Source organism: Acinetobacter populi (assembly GCF_002174125.1).
GTDB lineage: Bacteria > Pseudomonadota > Gammaproteobacteria > Pseudomonadales > Moraxellaceae > Acinetobacter > Acinetobacter populi.
Map to the genome: position 1 here is coordinate 294,583 of NZ_NEXX01000004.1, position 22,137 is coordinate 316,719.

The window sequence follows — 22,137 nt, forward strand, 5'->3', positions numbered from 1 at the left end:
AAGCCAATAAAAATATCTTATGAAAAATACTGTAAACCTCTGGCAACTATTTAAAAAAATACGACCTTTCGTTGCACCTTATCGCTGGCTGGTATTTATTACATTAATTCTTACCTTGATTGGCGCACTGGCCGCACAGGTCAATGCGTTGACATTGCAATATGCCGTCGACAGTATCAATCAGCTCTTATCGGAAGGTCAGGGTTTACAACATGGCTGGCATATTTTAATTACCATCACTGCCATTTTACTCGGTAAAGAAATTCTCAATACCCTGATCCAGTTTGGACAAAAACTGTTTGGCGAAAAGCTACGAATTCTGGTGTCACAGGATCTGGCGCAAAGTATTATCGAAAAGTTTCTGACGTATCGATTGGCATTTTTTACTCAGGATGATAATCAGGCCGGTAAACTACAAACCCGTATCGATCGAGGCATTGGCTCTTTGACGCGGCTGGTACAAATCTTTTTTATCGAAATTTTGCCGCTTTTTACCAGTGCAATTATTGCTTTGGGCCTAATGTTCTATGCCAATTTCTGGGTGGGTCTGGTTGCACTGTGTATCGTGCCGATCTATTTTCTCCTGACGTTTCGTCAGGCACAAAAACTGGGCAATTGGCGTCGTAACTTACGTGATGGCCGCGAAAAGAAAAGTCAGGGCATTTTAAGCATCATCAATTCTATTACCGTGATCAAATCCTTTAACCGGGAAAAAATTGAAGCGGATAAACAACTCAGTCTACAAAGAGATTTGATCCAGAATCAGATGCAGACCCGTCAGGTCAGTTTTTTATTTGATGGTTTAAAAACCTTTATCGAACAGATTGGCGTGGTTCTAATTATTATCCTGACCGCATATTTCGTGCTTGCCGGGCAAATGAGCATCGGTATGATCATGTACCATGTCTTGCTATTTAACAATGTGTCTGCACCAATTCGCTCATTACACCGGATTTATGATGAAATTAATGATGCCATGATCTATTCGGAAAGTTTCTTTAAAATTCTGGAAGCTGATGATGAAATCGAATCCACCGGCAGTCTTAAACCAGCGCATTTACAGGGCGAGTTTCAACTGAAAAATGTTGAGTTTTTTTATCCCAATGGCCATCATGCGCTTAAAAATATCAACATGACCATTCATCCCAATAAAATCACTGCACTGGTCGGATTGTCCGGTGCGGGAAAATCAACATTGATTAGTTTGCTGGATAAATTCTATCAACCGCAATCCGGTGTAATCAGTATTGATGGTGTCGATTTACAGGATATCGATACCGCCTATTTACGTGACCATATTGGTCTGGTGCTGCAAAAAAATCATATTTTCCAAGGTACTATTGCAGAAAATATCCGTTATGGTAAAACCGATGCCAGTATGGATGAAATTATTCAGGCAGCACAAAAAGCTTCAATTCACGATCAAATTATCAAGCTGGCGCATGGTTATGAAACCAATGCCTTAATGTTATCAGGCGGTCAGCAACAACGTATCGCCATTGCCCGTATGTTCCTGAAAAATCCACCGATTATCTTTCTGGATGAACCAACCGCTAGTCTGGACGCAATTGCCACAGAACAAATCAAACATAGTCTGGATGAGATCAAACAGGGTCGTACCGTGATTATTATTTCTCACAGCCTGTCACAAATTATCGATGCAGATTATACCTATGTGATGCAAGACGGGGAAATTGTCGAACATGGCGAGCACTATACGCTCTATCAGCAACAAGGCGTGTATAAAAATATTTTTGATGCGATGGCAAAAAGCCTGAATATCGACAAAATTGCCAAAACCTTTGAAGAAGAGGAATTGCACCATTCGTAATGAAGTGACTTAAGCCAGAAATTGCCGAAAAGTCAGATTAATCCGTGGTGTAATCACTTTTGTTGTGGGCGTAATACGGTGTTGCCAAAACTGCTGGGTCTGTCCACGCATCACGATTAATTGCCCACTTTGTAATAGTATTTCCACCTTATCATGCCGATGGATATGCCGAAAGGCAAACTTGCGGGTTGCTCCAAAACTTAGCGAAGCAATGGTGCAATGCTGTCCCAATGAACGATCCTGATCACTATGCCAGCCCATGGCTTGCGTTCCATCTTCATAAAGATTGGCCAGACAGGAGTTAAAAGACAAACCCAGTAAATCTTCAACCTGTTGCTTGAGTTTTAGAATCACAGGATCCCACGGCATCGCCTGTCGTGCCACGCCAGAATAAACATACTGAAAACTGGCATCACCATACCATGCCACTTGACGGGCAGTAATATAGTGTTTGCCATGCAAATGTGCCTGATCATGCTGCCAAGCTAAATGCTGCAACATATAATGTAAATCCTGTTCAGCCTGTTGTGCAGAAAGAATTAAACCAAAATCTTCCACATCTCCATCAAAAGGCAAGATATTTCGCTGCGGTTCAGGTGCAAATAAATCTAAAGTCATCGCCATATCATAAAAAAAGCCTTTCACACTGGAAAGGCCTCATCTGTTGCATTCTTGCGATATTGGCTACTGATCTGTTGATCAAGGCTGTTTTAAATACGGCCAAGCCGCTTTTAAATAAATAAACATCGACCACAAGGTTAAAATGACTGCGGTATACAACAATATATAAGCAATCCATTCCAGCGGCTGCCAGTTGAGTAAAAATACTGTAATGGCAATCATTTGAAATGCAGTTTTATATTTACCCACAGTCGATACTGCCACACTGGTCCGCGCCCCCAGTTCTGCCATCCATTCTCTTAAAGCAGAGACAGTAATTTCCCGTGAAATAATCACAATCGCTGCAAATGCCATGGCAATGGTCGGTTTCCATTGCACCAGAACCACCAGTGCTGCTGCGACCATTAACTTATCGGCAACTGGATCGAGAAAACGCCCAAAAGCCGAGGTCTGATTGAGTTTTCGGGCCAGATAGCCATCGAACCAGTCCGTTACAGCAGCAAATACAAATACCCCTGTCAAAATGGCATGACGCAATAATCCGCCTTCATGACCATTTACCCCTAATGCAGGTGGCCAATATGCAATGATTAGAAATACAGGAATTAATATAATTCGAGCAATCGTTAAAATGTTTGGAATATTCAGGATTCGTCCTGTCATACACACCGCCAGTTACGCTATCCCCAGAAAAAATGATCTATGTATCTCTCAACAATGACTACGAACTTTATACGAAAATACCCATACTGTCGAGTTATGCGAAGATTGTTACGGTCTGCTGACTGCTTGCTAATAAATGACCATGCGCATCCCAAATATATGCCGACTCGGTGGCATAGCCATCTTTGGCACAACTGGTCTGGACCTGATAAATTAACCAGTCGCTGCAAGTAAGCGACAAAGGCTGTATAAAGGTTAAATGCCAAGTTAAAGAACTTGCCGGCGCAGGCTGTGGAAATACCGGCGTAATACCCGGCGGCCAGATATCTGCCAATGCCACCATATGCGAGGCGCGCATCTTGCCAATGGCCACGTCCTGTTTGAATCTAAACCATCCACCAAAATCCGCATGCTGGCTTGCATGAAACGGTAACTTTCCTTCTGCCCAATATAGCTCATATTGCTTAAAGCACTCGGGAATCAGGCCTTCCACAAATGGCATTGCTTCAAGCTGGTGATAGCTAGGATATGCAGGTACACTGGCTTCCTGATGGATTTCGATTTGTGAATTGCGGCATTTACCAAAGCTGGCCAGCATAATGGTCTGGACTTGATCATTCTGCCAAAGCCGTGCTTCTAGTGTGGTCACGGCACTGCCTTCACGTAAAATCTCTACGGTAATCTTGGCCCGTTGATGCTGCACTGGCCCCACAAAAGTAATACTGGCACTCAAAGGCTCGCGCTCTGGATCATCAAGCATGATGAGCGCCCGTTCCATCAAAAGTGCAGCAACAAAGCCGCCATATACAGTACGTCCTTGCCCCCAACCTGTCGGCATTTCAAATTCTGCCTGCTGAGCAACCAAGGCCAATGCATCATCAAAATTCATTTTATACATCCGCTGTTAAAGTGAAGCACTCTGCGCCTCTGTCTTGCATTGATCTTGTCAAAATTTCAGTATTTTGTGAATGGTGATGTTGCCCATATGAAATCATCATTTTAGCCAATACCATTTATCAACAAGCTATTCATGCAAAACTTTATAAATGGTTCTTGCCATTGCCGCACCAATGCCATTTACCAACAATAGCTCTTTTTCTGATGCTTTCAATACACCCTGCATGCCACCAAAATGCGTCAATAAATCACGTCGTCGTTTGGCCCCCAATCCCGGAATGACCTCCAAAATTGATCCTGCACGTTTTTTATCGCGTTTGGCACGATGACGTGTAATAGCAAAACGATGCGCTTCATCCCGCACCTGCTGGATCAAATGTAATGCCTTATTGTCCTCGGGTAATTGAATTTTACTGCCATCGGTAAAATGCAGGGTTTCCAGTCCCGGCTTGCGCCCTTCACCTTTGGATACACCGACCATAAATGCATCAAGATTTAAATCCTGCATCACTTCCATCGCCATGTGGAGTTGCCCTTTACCCCCATCAATCAAGAGCAAGTCAGGTAACATCTGTTTTTTATAGCGGCGTGTTAAAGCCTGACGCATGGCAGCATAATCATCGCCCGGAGTAATATCATCAATGGCAAACTGACGATAATCCCGTTTTCGTGCGCCGCCCTGATCAAACACGACACAAGATGCGATCGGGGATTCACCCATAGTATGACTAATGTCAAAACACTCAATCCGGTCAATTGGACGTCCGAGCGCCTGTTCCAATTGATAAAACCGTTCATGTACTTCAATCTGGCTGGCAAGTTGACCTTTAATGGCATGCTGCACATTCATGGTCGCCAATTCAAGCCATTCGGCCCGTGTTTCACGTACATTCGGTTTAATCTGTATTTTCTTCTGAAAATGTTGATACAACGCCTGTTCCAGTTCTTTTCGATTAGGCAAATCCACATTCACAATCAGCTCTGCCGGAATCTCATCTGCCACCTGAAAATAGAAATTAGCAATAAAATCACTCAGCATCTGCCCCAGATCATCACCCAACATATCCGGAAAGTAACTTTTTCCACCCAGCATACGACCATTGCGTACATGCATAATCTGTACACAAGTCACCCCAGCCTGATAGGCAATTGCCAGAATATCGGCCTCACCCTTAATTCTATATACTGCTTGTTGTGCCTGAACTTCACGTAACAAACCCAGACGATCCCGATAAAATACGGCTTTTTCAAATTCGAGATTTTCTGCGGCCTGTTCCATTTTCCCAATCAATTCATGATTTAGTTCTTTGGTATCACCATTTAAAAACCGGATTGAGTTTTGCACATCCTGTGCATAATCTTCCGGTGAAATAAAGCCGACACAGGGTGCCGAACAACGTTTGATCTGATATTGCAGACAAGGACGTTTACGCTGGGCAAAGTAAGAATTTTCACATTGTCGTACATTAAATAATTTTTCCAGTGTTACCAAGGTATCCCTTGCTGCATATGCACTCGGATAAGGGCCGAAAAACTTACCGACCTGATGTTTGCCTTTACCACGACCACTAGCAATACGCGGATAAGGCTTATCTGCGGAAACAAAGATATAGACATAAGATTTGTCGTCACGCAGCATAATGTTATATGGCGGACGGTGCAGTTTAATCAGATTTTGTTCGAGTAATAATGCTTCTGTTTCCGAACGGACCACCAGCGTTTCAATATTATAGATTCGGGCAACCAAAGCCTGTGTTTTTGGATGCTCAATGGTTTTGACAAAATAACTCGATACCCGATTTTTAAGATTTTTTGCCTTTCCCACATACAATAGCTCGCCGTCTTTACCCAGCATTTTATATACGCCGGGAAGTTGGGTCATATGGCTTAATAAATTTTCGATGTGGTCTTTGGCGTTTGGATTCACAATAATGTCAAATTGGCTAGATATCCTGTTTTATGATGTCTTTGTACCTTATTTTCAATCCCTAACCCCCCTCTTTATTCAGCACAAGGAGAGTTTCAACTAGAATAAATTTCATCATATTGCAAAAATAGACAATATTTATATCAAGAGATTTTAAAATACTGCTTCAAAAAATAGATGCAAAGACATAAAAGAGTAAACTGTTTCTCGTCCTCTCGGTCTTGCTAGGTCAATAAGAAATAATGCAGCTGCCTTGGCAAGGTAAAAATCCATTATTGTTTTAATTTCATCCATAAATTTAACCAAAAAACCAAATTCGTTGCATAATTGCAATGATATACATTATCCATACATGATTAATCTATAAGCTTATTTAAATCTCTATTGTTCTTAAACTCGGCATAGGTCATAATTCACCAATGTCTTTTAGATGACTTTTTGGTTTCTTTTGACATAAAATATTATCAAGATTAATCCCATCCTGTATTTTTATTTCGTCTAAGTACTTGCTGGATGGCAAAATAGGATTGTTTTAAAAAATGACTCAGCATGCAACGACCATTCATGGTTCAATCGTCGCACTTGTCACCCCCATGTTTGAAGATGGCAGCGTAGATTGGGATGGCTTAAAGCAGCTTGTAGAATGGCATATTGAACAAGGTACTCATAGTATTGTTGCTGTAGGCACGACAGGTGAAGCTTCCACATTGAGTATGGAAGAACATACCAAAGTTATCGCCGAAATCATTCGAGTCGCCAATAAACGTATTCCTATTATTGCGGGTACAGGTGCAAACTCAACCGTAGAAGCCATTGAACTCACCAGAGAAGCAAAACAACTGGGTGCAGATGCCGCTTTACTGGTGACACCGTATTACAACAAACCGACTCAGGAAGGTTTGTATCAACATTATAAAAAAATCGCAGAATCGGTCGATATTCCGCAAATTTTATATAATGTTCCGGGTCGTACCGGCGTTGATATGCTGAATGAAACCGTAATCCGCTTATCCGCAGTGGAAAATATTGTCGGAATCAAGGATGCAACTGGTGATGTGCCACGTGGTATTCAGCTTTTACATGGTTTGGATAGCACAAACATGGTGGTCTATTCAGGTGACGATGCAACAGCATGGGAACTCATTCTGGCAGGTGCCCGTGGTAATATTTCCGTAACGGCAAACGTTGCACCCCATGTGATGAGTCAAGTTTGCCTTGCAGCGTTGGCAGACAACAAAGCAGAAGCAAATCGTTTAAATACACAAGTGTCACAATTACATGATATTTTGTTCTGTGAATCCAATCCAATCCCTGTAAAATGGGCATTGCATGAAATGGGTAAAATTGGTACCGGTATCCGCTTGCCACTTACTCCGCTTGCCGAACAATTCCGTGCGCCATTACGTGAAGCACTAAAAGCAACGGGTGTTATCTAAATTTTTTCAAGAGCAATGTAAAGTATGCAATTACGTCTTAGTCTAACCCTTGGTCTGATCGCGATAAGCTTAGTTGGTTGTGCACGTTTTGGTATTGGCAATGGTTCCTTAGACTATAAACATACGCAGACTTTAGAACCGTTACAAATTCCTGCGGATTTGCAGATGCGTCCGCAGCAATCGCTCTATCCTGCGCCCAAGATTGATCCTAAAGCACTGGAACAAGCACCAAATTTTAGTAATAAACATGGCAATCGCTTTGAAATGCCACGTCCAACAGCAGATGTCAGTAATGTCAATATTACCGGTGCGGCACCCTCACGTCCGCAACTGGTGACTGATGGCAATGGTGTACCATTGATTAAAGTGGATGGTGCCACAGCCGAAGTATGGAAATATGTGATTGCTGCAACCAGTACATCGAATATTAAGGCAGAGCAAAATTCAAAAGTGCCTTATCAATTAGATGTACAATATCAGGAACAAGCATATCGTTTGCGTCTAACCCCAACGGGTAGCAGTAATACTGTCGGCATTTATGATGCCAATGGCAACTTTATTGATGCTAAAATAGCAACCGAACTTTTATCTCTCATTTACCAGAATTGGCCAGCCTAACTGATTTAGGCATATTTCTTCTTCGAAGGTTATCTCATGTTAAAACAAGCCTTGCTCTATACTGGAAAAGCAAAATCTGTCTATGAAACAGATGATCCCGATCATCTTATCCTCGTTTTCCGTGATGATGCGTCGGCATTCAACGGCGAGAAGATTGCTCAGCTTGACCGTAAAGGCAAAGTCAACAACCGTTTCAATGCATTCATCATGCAAAAACTTGCAGATGCAGGCATCGAAACGCACTTTGAAAAACTTCTAACTCCAACAGAAGTTTTAGTTAAAAAACTTAAAATGATTCCGGTGGAATGTGTTGTACGTAACTATGCCGCAGGTTCATTATGCCGTCGTCTTGGGGTAGAAGAAGGCAAAGAATTAACACCACCTACATTTGAATTGTTCTTTAAGGACGATGCGCTTGGCGATCCGATGGTCAATGAATCACAAGCCATTGCTTTAGGCTGGGCGACTGCCGAACAGCTTGAACAAATGAAAGTGATTACTTATAAAGTCAACGATGTATTAAGCCAGCTTTTTGCAGAAGGCAACATGCTTCTGGTGGACTTTAAACTCGAATTCGGCTTATTCCATGACCGTATCGTTCTGGGTGATGAATTCTCTCCAGATGGTTGCCGTTTATGGGATAAAGACACCAAGAAAAAATTGGATAAAGACCGTTTCCGCCAAGGTTTGGGTGGTGTGGTTGAAGCTTATGAAGAAGTTGCGGCACGTATTGGTATCGATTTATCTGATATCTAAACCACGCATATCAAGTGCAAAACCGGACATCATGTCCGGTTTTTTTATGGTCAAATTTTTATATTGATGATTAATCCCTCAAATCTTTCATTTTCACTAGATTTTCATATTTAAAGTTAAGCATTTTTTCTGCTAGCGATAGGTGTTTTAGTTATTTTTTATAAAATGTAAATTTACTTACCATCACAATAACAACACATTCCATTCATAATTTTGAGAGAAAAAATGCGTTCTTTAAATTTTCCATTACAACTTGGCACAGCCATTATTTTATCTGCGCTTTATCAGCATAGTTTTGCAGCAACAACAGATACAGTGGACAGCATACCTTCTTCTGATCAGGTCAAAACACTCGATACCATTGTGGTTACAGGGACACGCAGTAAAAATCGGTCAGCAACCGAATCATTACAACCGATTGATGTGATCAGTGCAGAAAGCCTGGTACAACGCACGGGTAGCAATGAACTTGGGACAGCATTGGCAAAACTGGTACCTTCCATCAATTTCGCGCGTCCAACTGTCGTCGATGGTACAGAGCTGGTTCGTCCGGCACAATTAAAAGGTTTATCACCCGATCAAGTTCTGGTTTTGGTAAATGGTAAACGTCGCCATACGGGTGCCTTTATCAATCTGGGTGGAACCATTGGCCGAGGTTCTGCGCCCACCGATCTAAATGCCATCCCAATTTCTGCTGTAAGCCGCATTGAAGTGTTAAGAGATGGTGCTTCGGCACGCTATGGTTCAGATGCCATTGCTGGTGTGATTAATATCATTTTAAAATCCGACCCATCTCATGGTGAAGTCGGCATCAAATACGGTCAATATAAAGAAGGTGATGGCGAGCAAAAACAATCTTTTGGTTCTGGCGGCTTTGATCTAAATGATGGACAAGGCTTTTTAACCTTTGCCGGAGAATGGCAAGACAGTGAAGCAACCAATCGTGCCGGGCTGGATCGTCGTGATGCAGGTGCCACAACATATGGACAACAGACTTTCCGTTTTGGTGATCCGGAATCCCGAGAGGTAAAAATCGCATTAAATGCAGGTTTTGATTTTAATGATGCAGTGCAGCTTTACGGATTTGCCACCTACAGCCATCGTGATGCAGAAACCGCAGCATTTTACCGCTTAAGTAATTCCTCAAATAATGTACCTGCCCTGTTTCCCAATGGTTTTTTACCCCTAATTGAAGGCACATTGGATGATGTCGCTGCGGTTGCAGGACTAAAAGGCGATATTGGCAGCTGGCAATATGATGCATCTCTGAACTATGGTCAAAACACCTATAAAGTAGATACGCAAACCATTAATCAGAGTCTCTATAATGATACAGGTTCTACGCCATTTTATTTCCATAATGGCAAACTGGAAAATGCGCAAACAGTTGCCAATCTAGATTTATCCCGAGAGATAGACATTGCCAGTTTATACTCTCCTTTAAATCTGGCCTTTGGCGCACAATATTTACATCAGCAATATCAGATTAAAGCGGGTGATCCTGCATCTTATTACAAGAGCGGAGCATCAGGTTTGGCTGGCTTCCGTGATGCCGATGCAGGCAAATGGTCGAGAGACAGTTATGCCGGCTATATTGATCTGGAAGCCGATATTACCGATAAGCTGAGCTCATCTGTTGCGTATCGCTATGAACATTATGATGATTTTGGCGATAGTAATAATGCCGCTTTCTCGGCACGTTATGCTTTTAACCCGGCTATTGCAGTTAGATCCAATATATCAACCGGATTTCGGGCACCGAGCCTTGCCCAGCAATATTATACCCAGACCTCATCACAACTGGTCAATGGACAGTTCGTTGAGGCGGGCACCTTTCCTGCCTCCTCACAAATTGCGCATTTATTGGGTGCAGAGGAATTAAAACCGGAAAAATCCACCAACTATAGTGTCGGTATTGTCCTCACCCCGACTGATAATACCTATGTCACACTAGATGCCTACCAGATTGATATCAAGGATCGAATTAGTTTGTCCTCTAATATCAATGCCAGCAGTGATACTGTCCGCGCCTATTTAATTTCTCAAGGCATTACCGATACCAGTTTTAATACTGTTCGCTACTTTAACAATGCCGCTGATACCCGCACACGTGGTATCGACTTGGTAGCAAGTTACGACTGGAATCATTTACCTCATGGCACACTGAATACTGCACTCGCCTATAACTATAATAAAAACAAAGTCACCAAAATAGATGGTAATCCAGAAGTGCTGAATGCACTAGGCATTGACCTCACTCGTCTAGATCGCCGTGAGCAATATGGTTTACTCGCCGGCAGTACACCAGAACATAAATTCAGCCTGACCAATGATTATAAAATTGGTAATTTTGGTATTTATAGTAATCTGACACGCTATGGCGACTTCAAAACCTTTAGTAACAGTGGTGCAGAAAAAGATCAGAAATTCTCAGCTAAATGGGTACTGGATCTGGCGTTATCCTATCAATATCAAAACTGGAATTTTGTCGTCGGTAGTGACAACATTACCGATGAATATCCGGATAAAGATGTCTATGACATTAATCAACCGACAGGTGGCAGTTTGCAATATAGTCAGTTCTCACCTTTTGGCTTTAATGGCGCATTTTATTATGCCAAAGCAAGCTATCGCTGGTAAGTTTGTATGGAATATAATTTCAATTGATATGATGCAAGTTTATAGAGTTAGCAATGCACTTTATTCCATCAAGGGAATAAGGTGTTTTTTTAGAGATACAGATTAATATTTGAATTTCACATTAAAGCGAAACATTCTTGGATCACCCCAGTTGACAAGCTGCGCATTCGGGGTTGTTCCCACCAAATAGTCCTTGTCAAATAAATTTTTAATCGTTAAGCCTGCACCCCAGTGTTTTGCTTCATAACCTGCACTGACATCAAATAAGGTATAATCAGGTAAATCAATATAAGCGCTGGCACGTTGTGCTGTTCGTGAACCTTGATAACGAATACCACCGCCAATATTCCAACCTAATTTATCTGGGCTAAAGAAATACTGTGTTGAAATCGTTCCGGCATGTTCTGGCACATGATTGGTACGTTTACCAATTTCTGTTGCTGTCAAACTCTCTGTCGTCTCAGCTGTTGGAATATAACTATAGCTTCCAAGGATATTCCATTGATCTGAGAGGGCAGCAACAATTTCTGTTTCAAAACCCTTGGTCGTCTGTTCACCTGTTTGAACAGAGTATCCTAGACTGGCATCTGCTTCGGTCACATTCTTACGAATTAAATCATAATAGGCAACATAGCCTTGCAACTTTTGATTTAATGCTTGCCATTTTACACCTACTTCTGCCTGTTTGCCTTCTTCAGGTTTTAAAAGTACACCATTCTCACCAGAATCTGTCACAGGCATAAATGATGTGGAATAGCTGATATAAGGTGCAAGTGCATTATTCCATTGGTACATGACAGAGGCACTGCCAGTAAATGCATTATCCGAATTTTTTGTTGTGGTATTTCTTAATAAATTACGAATTTCAACCTGTGTCCAGTCATGACGCCCCGATAGACCAATAATCCATTTATCATCGACTTTAATTGTATTTCTTAAATATAATCCCGTATATTGATTATAGGTTAATTCCTGCGTTGGTGAACCTTCCCTAATACTGGTCACACCATACACCGGATTGTCTGCATTAAATGCATTGATGGTATCAGTGCGGCGATAATAATCACTACGCTCTCTCATCATATCAATACCAACCAATACATTATAGCTGCTACGGCCAAAATTAAAGGTGCGCTGTAAATTATTATCCAAAGCATAATTTACATCTTGTTTATCCTGATTGTTAATCTGGCGATTGATGCTTGGCAATGAAGCATTACTACTGGCCAATACAGGATTACCAAGCGTATGCGTTTGGGTTACAGCAAAATTCTGCTTAAATAACCAATCATTATCAAACTGATGGGAAAAATTAGCGCCTAAACGATAGACATCTGTTTCATAGCCTTTATCTGGCTCACCAAAAAACAGGCTATGGCTATAATTTTTGTAAGTAGTCGTATTATTATGCGGAATCCCTTGCTGACGAATATAATCACTATGCTGATAACTGGCAATCACCGACAAATCCGACTTTTCGCCTAAATCAAAATTATAAGATGGTGCAATATAATAGTTCTTAAAATAAACATAATCAGTTGGATCATCCTGATCAGAAATCCGGCCCACGACACGAAAAGCACCTTTTTCACTATTATTTGGTGCGTAGTTAATATCGAAAGTACCTTGAGTTAATGCATAGCTACCATAGCTTAAAGTACCCCGATAAAAAGTCTCTGCTTGAGGACGTTTTGTGGTTAAATTCACTAAACCACCAGGCAAAGCCAAACCGAAACCAACTGATGTTGGACCTTTCACGACTTCAATAGATTCCAAGCCAGAAATATCTACCGATCTTAAAAGATTATCGGAAGTTTGTAGCCGTAAACCATCCATATAAGTTTGGGAACTGGAAATCTGTCCACGAATGATAAAATCATCCCAACCTCGACGACCATATTGACCCGATGTTACACCAGCAACCCCTTCAATTGCCTCAGCTAATGTTCCAGCCTGTTTTTGTTGTAATTGCTGCTCAGTAATCACCGTAATAGACTGCGCTGTTTCAAATAATGGTGCATCCGTTTTCAACACTGATGTTGCTTGAGTTGCCGCATATTGATCTGTTGCTTTATCTGCATTCACAGTGATGGTGGGTAAAACTGGAACTATCTCGTCGCTTGTTTCATCTGCATGTACCTGAACAGCAAATAACATTGCCAGTGTAACAGAGGATGCCAATATAGACTTTTGAACTAGGTACATGGAAGATAACCACAATTGGTAATGATTTTTATTATTATATTTAGCTAAGATTCAAAGTACAATATGTCATTAATAAAATTTAAATAAAGTTCAATACTGCTTTGGTATAATTTGTTTCTTCGTTTGTATATCAACGCTATAAGGTGATCGCTTGACAATTTTAAAACCGAAACCGTGCAATATGATCGCTCGATTTATTCATTCTCTGATCAATAAGGTATAGAATTCTAATCTTTATACCGTATGACGAAATACATTCTTAGGGGAATAACGATGTTTTATCCTTTATTTGCCATTGCACTCGGTTCAGTCCTCGGTGGCTGGCTTCGCTGGTATGTAGGCTTAAAACTCAATAGTATTTATCCCAATATTCCTATGGGAACAGTATGCGTCAACTGGGTTGGCGGCTTTATTATCGGTTTTGCAATTGCTTATTTTTCTCAAAGTCAACTTAGCCCCAACTATAAACTCTTTATTGTCACTGGTTTCTGTGGCGGCTTAACCACCTTTTCCACCTTCTCTGCGGAAATTCTGGCTTTATTACAAAGTGGTAAGTTGGCGCTGGCCATGACAGCCATTGCCATTCATGTTGTCGGTGCATTGTTATTTACATTTCTAGGCATGGCTTGCCAGCACTGGATTGCTGCCCAATAAAACATGATCAAGGCGAAAGAATGTCTTCAGCCTTGATAAATATAGCGTATCAAGCCACTTATTTGAAAAGCTTATGATTTTCACTTTTCATTTGCTCAATCACTTTGCCCTGCTGTTTGGCATCTTCCAATTTCCCGGCCTTGACCAAATCCGTAATCTCATCAATTTCCGTGGTCAGACGATCCATTGCATTTTGATACGCCTTGATTTGTGGATCATCTTCCGGCAAATCCATCAACTTCATCGGTGTAGATTGTTTGGCATCCAGTGAAGCCGTATGCATTTGAGCCAAAGCCTGTAATGCATCTGTCGTTGTGGCAGCCGTATTAAAAGCCTGATAATTTTTTGCCAGAATACTCATATCTTCACCTAAATCTGCTGCCATACTTAGGTTGCTTATCATCAGGGCATTGAACACCATGATGCCAGTGAAGAACGCTTTTTTCATCATTTCATCCTATTTTAATCAACGCTTAACACCTCCCATGCAGACATGGAAGGTGAATAAGGCGCAGTTTAACCTGATTAAATTAAAGCAAAAATGATACCGTCTATTGTTGTTGATTTTGTTGCTGCCAGCGACGTTGTTGTAAACGCTCGGCTTCTACTTCACGTTTGTTGAGGGCACGCTGGTATAATTGTGTGCCCTTTAACTCAGGCGGTAAATATTCCTGCAATACGAAATGCTCGGGGAAATCATGAGGATAGAGATAATCTGCGCCATAGCCCTGTTGTTTCATCAATTTGGTCGGAGCATTACGCAAATGTAAGGGTACAGGTAAATGTGCTGTCTTTTCTGCCAATTGCAAAGCCTGATTAATAGCCAGATAAGTACTATTGCTTTTCGGACTGGTCGCCAGATAAACCGCACATTGACCAAGAATAATACGTGCCTCAGGCATACCGACGGCCTGTACCGAGCGAAAACATTCGCCAGCCAATAACAAGGCATTTGGATTGGAATTGCCAATATCTTCCGATGCTGCAATCAACATGCGACGGGCAATAAATACAGGATCTTCCCCACCCTTGAGCATACGTGCCATCCAGTACAAGGTGGCATCGGGATCACTGCCCCGAATCGATTTAATAAATGCCGATACCAAATCGTAATGCTGCTCACCGGATTTGTCATAACGGGCTATATTTTGCTGGGCAGTTTTTACTACCAATGCATTGTTGATAATATTTTCTTGTCCTGTCTCAAAAGTGCTGGCAACCAGATCAAGTAAGTTTAATGCTTTACGTGCATCACCAGCAGAAAATTGAAATAAGGCATCATATTCTTCAATTTTAATCTGGCGTTCTTTTAAAAATTTATCTGTACCCAACGCACGCTGAATGAGTTGTTGAATTGCTGTTTCATCCAGTGAATGCAGCGTATAAACCTGACAGCGCGACAATAAGGCACTATTCACCTCAAAGGAAGGATTTTCCGTAGTGGCACCAATCAGGGTAATTTTGCCTTTTTCCACTGCACCCAATAAAGCATCTTGTTGTGACTTGTTAAAACGATGAATTTCATCAATAAAAACTACAGGTGGCAACAAATCACCACTTTCGGCGATCACTTCGCGCAATTCTTTTACACCAGTATTGAGTGCCGATAAACTGATAAACGGACGATCTACAGCCTGTGCCAATAATAAGGCAATGGTGGTTTTTCCTACGCCCGGCGGTCCCCAGAAGATAATGGACGGCAAATGCCCCTGATCAATCATCTGGCGCAATGGTGCCTGTTCTCCTAAGAGATGATCCTGTCCAATAATTTCGGACAAACTACGTGGACGAATACGCTCTGGTAAAGGAATGTTCGTATCAGACATGGCACTCAAGCAAGGAATGAATTTAATGACAGTGTACTATGAACCTTGGCGAGTAAAAATAGTATTGCTGTACATTTCAACGGTTCTGCCCGAACTGACCATCACAAAGGCAAATAAGCGGTTGCTTCAACTTCAATAACAATCTCTACACTGGGCAACATGGCCTTGACCTCGACAATGGTTGAGATCGGCGGATTATCTGGATAAAACTGATTACGCACCGTGCTATATAAAGGAAAATGATCCAGATTGGTAAAATACTGCACCAATTTGAAAACGTCCTTCATCTCCCCGCCCATTTTTTTAATCGTTTGTTCAATATAATCGAGAACATACCAGCTCTGGCTCAAAATTTTCTGCTGTTTGATATCAACCGAAAACTCATTGGTTTTGCCAATTTTTAAGGCAATTTCTTCGAGAATATCATCAAATCCTGTGATGATTTTCTTACGTACTGGATCAACGGCAATGACCCCTGAGAAAAAAATAAAATCACCAACCCGTTTATGACTGATATAACGTGCCAAAGGCTGGGCATTACTTAAAAATGTATCTGACATGTATTGACTCCAAAGTAAATATACAAAATTTATATACTTTGTATATTTAGACCAATATTTAAAGCATATTTTTATTAAATCATTAAAGCAATATTTATGCCTTTATTGAGATTAAAAATCGATTAAAAAATTAAATAAAATTTATTATCTGGTCTTATTTTTGCATAATAAAATTGAGTAGAAGCGTTCAGCATTTTTATAATTATCCAATCGAAAATGCAGGTCATTGCTCAAAGAGCGAAACAAATCGAAATATTTGTTTTTAATTATGCTTAATGAGAGCTTAAATATGAACTTATCTGAAAAAATTAATCATTTAATCACTACGTTGCCAGAATTAAAATGGGACATCAGCGAGATCAGAAAAAAACAAACTTCATCTGATTTTCACTGGTTTAGCCCGATTCTCAAACAGCAGCTTGCACATGTTCAAGTCGATGCCGTGGTTTGCCCCAAAAATATTGAAGAATTAAAAACCCTGATTCGCCACGCAGTACATGATCAAATTCCCTTAACTGTGCGCGGTGGTGGTACCGGAAATTATGGACAGTCCTTACCTTTACATGGTGGAATTGTCATTGATTTTACAGCATTTAATCAAATTTTATCGTTTGATCAAAGCAATGCTGTGGTGCATACCCAAGCCGGTATCCGGCTTAAGGTGCTGGAAGATTATTGTATCGAACAGGGCTATGAACTGCGCTGTAAACCGTCAACATTCAAGATTGCGACGCTGGGCGGATTCTTTGCTGGTGGTTTTGGTGGTATCGGGTCGATCAACTATGGGCCATTAAATGCGATTGGCAATATTTTAAGTTTACGATTACTCACCATTGAAGAACAGCCAAAAATTATAGAACTCAATGCATTACAGGCTGCCGAATATGCACATAGCTATGGCACCACAGGCATTGTACTGGATTTCCATCTTTCTCTTGCTCCCCATCTTAACTGGCATGAATGTGTACTGACCTTCCCGAAATTTGCACAGGCTTTTCAATGTGCCGAGATGATCGCCAATGATCCTGCACTCGGGAAAAAAGAAATCGCTGTTTTTTCCTCTGGGATTGAACGTTATTATGACCACCTTAAAGCCTATATTCAGCCGGGTGACGCCACCATTTTAAGCATTATTGAACATAAATATCTGAATACACTTCAATGTATTGTAGAAAAATTTCAGGGAAAAATATGCTTCCAGCAAACTAGCCAACAGGCGGAACAAAGCAAATTTTCCATTCTGGATTATTGCTGGAATCATGCCACACTTGCAGTGTTAAAACATGATAAGAATTTTACCTATCTGCAAACCGCCTATAGCATTGGCTCGGAACTTAGCCAGCTGGAAAGAATTACGGAAAAATGCGGTTCAGATCAAATTATTCAGCATGTTGAAATGATCCGCAATGCTCATGGTCAGGTTGCCTGTTCCGGATTACCTATTCTTGCTTATCAAAATCCGCAACAATTACAACAAATCATGAAATATCACGAAGAAGCTGGTGTCAGAATTAATGATCCACATACCATTTATGTCGCTGATGGACACCATTCAAAACAGCTTAATCCCAATATTATTATCTATAAGCAACAAAATGATCCGCATCATTTATTGAATATAGGAAAACTCAGCTCGTCCATTTAGATCATATTCTGCCAGTATATTGACTTATACTGGCACATTTTATAATCAGCATGATATCTATTTATTTTTCAACCTGAATAAATAGATATCTTATCGTAAAGTTTTAATATAGAGCATAGAAATGATTACCGCACGCAATGATTTTGGTCAAGATATTGAAGATTATGACCAACCATTTCCAGATCCAATTGAATTATTAATGCTGTGGTTACCCCCACATATTGATGAATTTCGTCCTTTAATGAGTTTGGCAACCATTGATGAAAATGGTTATCCCGATTTACGCCATGTATTATTGAGCAGTTATGATCAGCGCGGCATTACCTTTCATGTCGATGCCGACAGTCGCAAAGTCAAACAACTGGAACAATGTCCAAAAGCAGCAGCAACCATTGCTTGGCCCCATTTGGGTAAACAGCTCATCATTCAGGGCGATGTTGAAAAAACGTCTGTACAGGATGCCCAAACAGTATTTTTGCAGCGCAGTCGTTATTTACAACTTCTGGCATGGGTCAATAAAAAACCTGTTGCCTTACAACCTAAACAACAACGGCAACAACTGTGGCAAGATTTTTCTGAACAACATCCCGATGGCACGCTTCAGGCACCCTCATGGTGGACAGGCTATCGTCTTAAACCCAACCGCATTACATTCTGGCGTGGACAAGCAAATGGTCCAAGTCAACGTCACGATTATGTTTTAAAGAATGAGAACTGGGAAGTGCATGTCATCCCAGGTTAATTTTCTGACTGCAATCTCCCTCGAGATTTGCAGTCCATTTTATTTATGCTGCCTGTACCCGCTGTTGTAGAACCCTAACAGCCTGTTGTGCTTCTCGTGCCAATTCCTTTAAATCCACATTGGGAATTTGGTCATCTTCTACCACAGTTTTACCTGCGATCAGCAAGGCTTTCAAATATGCCCGACCAGCGCATGCCACCGGACCAATGGCTATATCATGCAAACCAAAATAACGCGGATCATCCAGCGCATAGATCGCAATATCGGCAGCCTTACCCACTTCAATTGCGCCCAGATCATCAAGACCCAGCACTTGTGCACCGCCTAAAGTCCCCCAGCGAATGACATCTTCAATAGAGGCTGCATCTGCACCGCCCTCAAATGTTCCACCGGCATAATGCGGCTGAGCCAACATGCCCTTACGTGCCCGTTGCATCAACCAAGCAGCATGGGTTTCCGATTGCATATCAGCAGCTTCATTAGAAGCAGCACCATCAACTCCGATAGAGATTTTCACGCCCGCCTGTTCCAGTGCCACAATATCAGCAATGCCACTGCCCAACCGACCATTACTTTGTGGGCAATGCGCGATTCCTGTATGGGTTTGTCCCAAAATCTGGATTTCTTCTGGAAGCAGTTTTACCAAATGTGCCATCCAGACATCTGCACCGACCCAATCATGTTCGGCACAAAATTGTACAGGACTCATGGCAAATTTGGTCTTGGCACAATCCAGATAGTCGACTGTTTCGGATAAATGCGTATGTAAACGAATGCCTAATTCTCTAGCGATTTTTGCACTTTCTTTTAACTCCGCAGGCGTAGTGGAATGTAATGCAGTTGTTGGTGCCATCACGACACGCTGAAAAGCATTGCCAGCGGGATCATGATATATTTTTACCAAACGCTCGACATCCTGCATATAGGCATCAAATTTTTCCGCTTTTAATGCTTGCGGAATTTCAGCTTCCAGCCCACGGGTATGGGTTGCCCCGCCCCGACACAAGACAAAACGCATCCCCAGTTTATCGGCTTCATCAAACAAAATTTCCGCACCATCGAACTGCATTTCCGGCCAGTACAGATAATGATGATCGGCAACCGTGGCACAACCGGAACGTAATAATTCAATCAAACCAATACGGGCAGCCAGACGAAAGTTCTCGGCATCAAACGCACCCCGAAAACGATAAGGCGTTGCCGCCAGCCACGGGGTCAGAGTTTGATTTAGCCCCCAGGGTTCGCCTTTTAATAAGGATTGGAATAAGTGATGATGGGTGTTGATCCATGCCGGATAAACCACACAATCTCTGGCATCAATGATTTTTTCATCTGCCTGAGCAAGCAGCTCCTGACCAATTTCGCTAATCACGCCGTGCTTGATACGAATATCTTTTGCATCAGCGCGCGCTCGATCCCCGCTTAGTCCAGTTAAAATACATTCGGCATTTTTGATTAATACATTATCGCTCATTAACTCATCTCACTTTCATGCCATTTTCTTAAAAATGCAGTGCTGATCATCGACATGGCAATAAACAGTACCAAACCTGTACAGGTAATTAAAAACAATGCCGCAAACATCAAAGGTAAATTTAACTGGAAACCTGCCTGTAAGATTTGATACGCCAGTCCTGCACTGGTACCGCCAGTCCCTGCAACAAATTCCGCTACCACAGCACCAATCAAAGCCAGACCACAGGAAATACGCAAACCACTAAAGAAGTATGGCAAGGCATTAGGGACACGCAATTTCATTAAAATTTGCCAGCGGTTGGCTTTATTGATTTGAAACAGATTGAGTAATCCGGGATTAACACTGCGTAAACCCATCGTGGTATTAGTCAGGACCGGGAAAATTGCGACTAGCATGGCGCACACCACCAATGCCAACGTGGTATTTTGAATCCAGATAATGATCAAAGGTGCAATCGCAACAATCGGTGTAACCTGAAATAAAATTGCATAAGGCATAAAGCAGGCTTCAATTACACGACTTTGTACAAACAGAAATGACACCAGTGTACCGATCAAAATGGCAAGGGCGAATGCCAGTAAAGTAATTTTCAGTGTTACCCATAAACTGCCGAATAACATGCCGCCATACTGCATAAATGCCTGTGCAATATCACTAGGTTTGGGAACCAGATAAATCGGCACATTCAATTCACGAAAAGCCAGTTCCCATGCCAGTAGTAAAATAATGCCAACCACAAGTGGTGCAGCAATGCGCTGGAATTTCGGGCGACTCAATAAAGGTTTAGTCATGATGTGCACCTCCACTGGCTTGTTCCAATAATGATGATAACTGCGCACATTGTTTGATAAAACTTTCCGATGTTCTAAAATTTTCATCACGAAAGTCTGGCGCATCAATTTTGACATCTGCCACCACACGGCTCGGACGTGCTTCCATCACAATCACACGGGAAGATAAATACACCGCTTCATAAATGCTGTGCGTTACGAACACCACAGTTAAATCACGTTCCGACCACAACTTACGAATATCACTGTCCAGTTTGTGCCGGGTAAACTCATCCAGTGCGCCAAAAGGCTCATCCATTAATAATAAATTCGGTTCAGTCACCAGCGCACGAGCCAATGACACCCGCATTTGCATTCCACCGGATAATTCACGCGGATAGGATTTGGCAAATTTCCCCAACCCAACTGCTTCTAGTGCTGCCAATACCTTGTCTGTGCTTTGCTTTTTCGCCACACCTCGCAAATCCAGCGGCAACCGTACATTGTCCTCGACATTCGCCCACGGCATCAGGGTTGCCTCCTGAAACACCATTGCCATACGACATTGCGATTGCATATCTCGCTTGCCATTCCAGCGAATCTGTCCTGCTGTAGGCTGTTCAATATCGGCAAACATTTTCAGTAAAGTACTTTTACCGCACCCCGATGGGCCTAATAACGATACGATCTCGCCACGTTCAATATTTAAATTCAAACGCTGCAAAGCATGTGTACCATTGGGATAAATTTTCTCTACGCCTGCTGCCATCAGCATCGGCTTTTCCGGTGAGCGATTTAGCTCGCCCATATCTTCTATGGAAATTGCTGTATTCATTGCGGTTCCCCCTTGCATTTTGTCAACCGGCCCG

Annotated in this window: 20 protein-coding genes; 8 read left to right on the plus strand and 12 right to left on the minus strand. The window is 41.8% G+C overall.

Annotated elements, in window-relative coordinates; translation table 11 throughout:
• The first annotated feature begins 19 nt into the window (after positions 1-19).
• On the plus strand, positions 20-1,831 hold the full coding sequence (locus tag CAP51_RS12560; protein WP_087621102.1) for an ABC transporter ATP-binding protein: 1,812 nt from the start codon (positions 20-22) through the stop codon (positions 1,829-1,831).
• A gap of 9 nt (positions 1,832-1,840) precedes the next feature.
• Here CAP51_RS12560 and CAP51_RS12565 read toward each other — a convergent pair whose 3' ends face one another.
• The 5 genes from CAP51_RS12565 to CAP51_RS17350 all read right to left on the minus strand — a co-directional run bounded on the left by CAP51_RS12565 (position 1,841) and on the right by CAP51_RS17350 (position 6,233).
• A complete protein-coding gene (locus CAP51_RS12565) occupies positions 1,841-2,449 on the minus strand; it encodes an alpha-ketoglutarate-dependent dioxygenase AlkB family protein (protein WP_087621160.1) in 609 nt (202 codons plus the stop codon).
• A gap of 81 nt (positions 2,450-2,530) precedes the next feature.
• Complete coding sequence (pgsA, locus tag CAP51_RS12570) at positions 2,531-3,115, minus strand: CDP-diacylglycerol--glycerol-3-phosphate 3-phosphatidyltransferase (RefSeq protein ID WP_087621103.1); 585 nt, start codon at positions 3,113-3,115, stop codon at positions 2,531-2,533.
• A gap of 94 nt (positions 3,116-3,209) precedes the next feature.
• Complete coding sequence (locus CAP51_RS12575; protein ID WP_087621161.1) at positions 3,210-4,004, minus strand: acyl-CoA thioesterase; 795 nt, start codon at positions 4,002-4,004, stop codon at positions 3,210-3,212.
• A 135-nt stretch (positions 4,005-4,139) separates the two neighbouring features.
• Positions 4,140-5,939, minus strand: a complete 1,800-nt coding sequence (uvrC, locus tag CAP51_RS12580) for an excinuclease ABC subunit UvrC (protein ID WP_087621104.1) — start codon at positions 5,937-5,939, stop codon at positions 4,140-4,142.
• Between the two features lie 153 nt (positions 5,940-6,092).
• Positions 6,093-6,233, minus strand: a complete 141-nt coding sequence (locus tag CAP51_RS17350) for a hypothetical protein (RefSeq protein WP_171294778.1) — start codon at positions 6,231-6,233, stop codon at positions 6,093-6,095.
• A 245-nt stretch (positions 6,234-6,478) separates the two neighbouring features.
• On the opposite strand from CAP51_RS17350, the gene dapA reads away from it, so the two are divergent.
• The 4 genes from dapA (at position 6,479) to CAP51_RS12600 (ending at position 11,389) form a co-directional block, all read left to right on the plus strand.
• On the plus strand, positions 6,479-7,375 hold the full coding sequence (dapA, locus tag CAP51_RS12585) for a 4-hydroxy-tetrahydrodipicolinate synthase (RefSeq protein ID WP_087621105.1): 897 nt from the start codon (positions 6,479-6,481) through the stop codon (positions 7,373-7,375).
• Between the two features lie 24 nt (positions 7,376-7,399).
• Positions 7,400-7,993 (plus strand): lipoprotein-34 precursor (NlpB), encoded by a 594-nt coding sequence (locus CAP51_RS12590; RefSeq protein WP_087621106.1) that lies wholly within the window; start codon positions 7,400-7,402, stop codon positions 7,991-7,993.
• A gap of 36 nt (positions 7,994-8,029) precedes the next feature.
• The gene (gene purC / locus CAP51_RS12595) at positions 8,030-8,749 is read left to right on the plus strand and encodes a phosphoribosylaminoimidazolesuccinocarboxamide synthase (RefSeq protein WP_087621107.1); all 720 of its coding nucleotides are present in this window, start codon (positions 8,030-8,032) and stop codon (positions 8,747-8,749) included.
• 225 nt (positions 8,750-8,974) lie between these two features.
• On the plus strand, positions 8,975-11,389 hold the full coding sequence (locus CAP51_RS12600) for a TonB-dependent receptor plug domain-containing protein (RefSeq protein WP_087621108.1): 2,415 nt from the start codon (positions 8,975-8,977) through the stop codon (positions 11,387-11,389).
• A 102-nt stretch (positions 11,390-11,491) separates the two neighbouring features.
• Here CAP51_RS12600 and CAP51_RS12605 read toward each other — a convergent pair whose 3' ends face one another.
• Positions 11,492-13,594 (minus strand): TonB-dependent siderophore receptor, encoded by a 2,103-nt coding sequence (locus CAP51_RS12605; protein WP_087621109.1) that lies wholly within the window; start codon positions 13,592-13,594, stop codon positions 11,492-11,494.
• A 273-nt stretch (positions 13,595-13,867) separates the two neighbouring features.
• Here CAP51_RS12605 and crcB point away from each other — a divergent pair, with 273 nt between their 5' ends.
• The gene (crcB, locus tag CAP51_RS12610; RefSeq protein WP_087621110.1) at positions 13,868-14,248 is read left to right on the plus strand and encodes a fluoride efflux transporter CrcB; all 381 of its coding nucleotides are present in this window, start codon (positions 13,868-13,870) and stop codon (positions 14,246-14,248) included.
• Between the two features lie 58 nt (positions 14,249-14,306).
• Here the strand turns inward: crcB and CAP51_RS12615 are convergent, their stop codons facing one another.
• The 3 genes from CAP51_RS12615 to CAP51_RS12625 form a co-directional block, all read right to left on the minus strand.
• Positions 14,307-14,696 (minus strand): cytochrome b562, encoded by a 390-nt coding sequence (locus CAP51_RS12615; protein WP_171294779.1) that lies wholly within the window; start codon positions 14,694-14,696, stop codon positions 14,307-14,309.
• Positions 14,697-14,799: 103 nt separating this feature from the next.
• Positions 14,800-16,074 (minus strand): replication-associated recombination protein A, encoded by a 1,275-nt coding sequence (locus tag CAP51_RS12620; protein ID WP_087621112.1) that lies wholly within the window; start codon positions 16,072-16,074, stop codon positions 14,800-14,802.
• Between the two features lie 101 nt (positions 16,075-16,175).
• Positions 16,176-16,634, minus strand: coding sequence for a RidA family protein (locus tag CAP51_RS12625; RefSeq protein WP_087621113.1), 459 nt, complete (start codon positions 16,632-16,634; stop codon positions 16,176-16,178).
• Between the two features lie 289 nt (positions 16,635-16,923).
• Between CAP51_RS12625 and CAP51_RS12630 the strand changes: the two genes are divergently transcribed.
• Together CAP51_RS12630 and CAP51_RS12635 are read left to right on the plus strand one after the other, a co-directional pair.
• Positions 16,924-18,279: an FAD-binding oxidoreductase gene (locus CAP51_RS12630; protein ID WP_171294780.1), complete on the plus strand. Its 1,356-nt coding sequence runs from the start codon at positions 16,924-16,926 to the stop codon at positions 18,277-18,279.
• A gap of 121 nt (positions 18,280-18,400) precedes the next feature.
• Entirely contained in the window at positions 18,401-19,021 is a 621-nt protein-coding gene (locus CAP51_RS12635) for a pyridoxine/pyridoxamine 5'-phosphate oxidase (RefSeq protein WP_087621115.1), read from the plus strand.
• A 43-nt stretch (positions 19,022-19,064) separates the two neighbouring features.
• Here CAP51_RS12635 and CAP51_RS12640 read toward each other — a convergent pair whose 3' ends face one another.
• The 3 genes from CAP51_RS12640 to CAP51_RS12650 are packed head-to-tail and all read right to left on the minus strand — an operon-like array spanning position 19,065 to position 22,103.
• Positions 19,065-20,495, minus strand: a complete 1,431-nt coding sequence (locus CAP51_RS12640) for an amidohydrolase family protein (protein WP_087621116.1) — start codon at positions 20,493-20,495, stop codon at positions 19,065-19,067.
• Entirely contained in the window at positions 20,495-21,289 is a 795-nt protein-coding gene (locus CAP51_RS12645; RefSeq protein ID WP_087621117.1) for an ABC transporter permease, read from the minus strand. The genes CAP51_RS12640 and CAP51_RS12645 overlap by 1 nt, the downstream gene beginning before the upstream one ends.
• Positions 21,282-22,103, minus strand: a complete 822-nt coding sequence (locus tag CAP51_RS12650; RefSeq protein WP_087621118.1) for an ABC transporter ATP-binding protein — start codon at positions 22,101-22,103, stop codon at positions 21,282-21,284. The genes CAP51_RS12645 and CAP51_RS12650 overlap by 8 nt, the downstream gene beginning before the upstream one ends.
• Between the last annotated feature and the right edge of the window lie 34 nt (positions 22,104-22,137).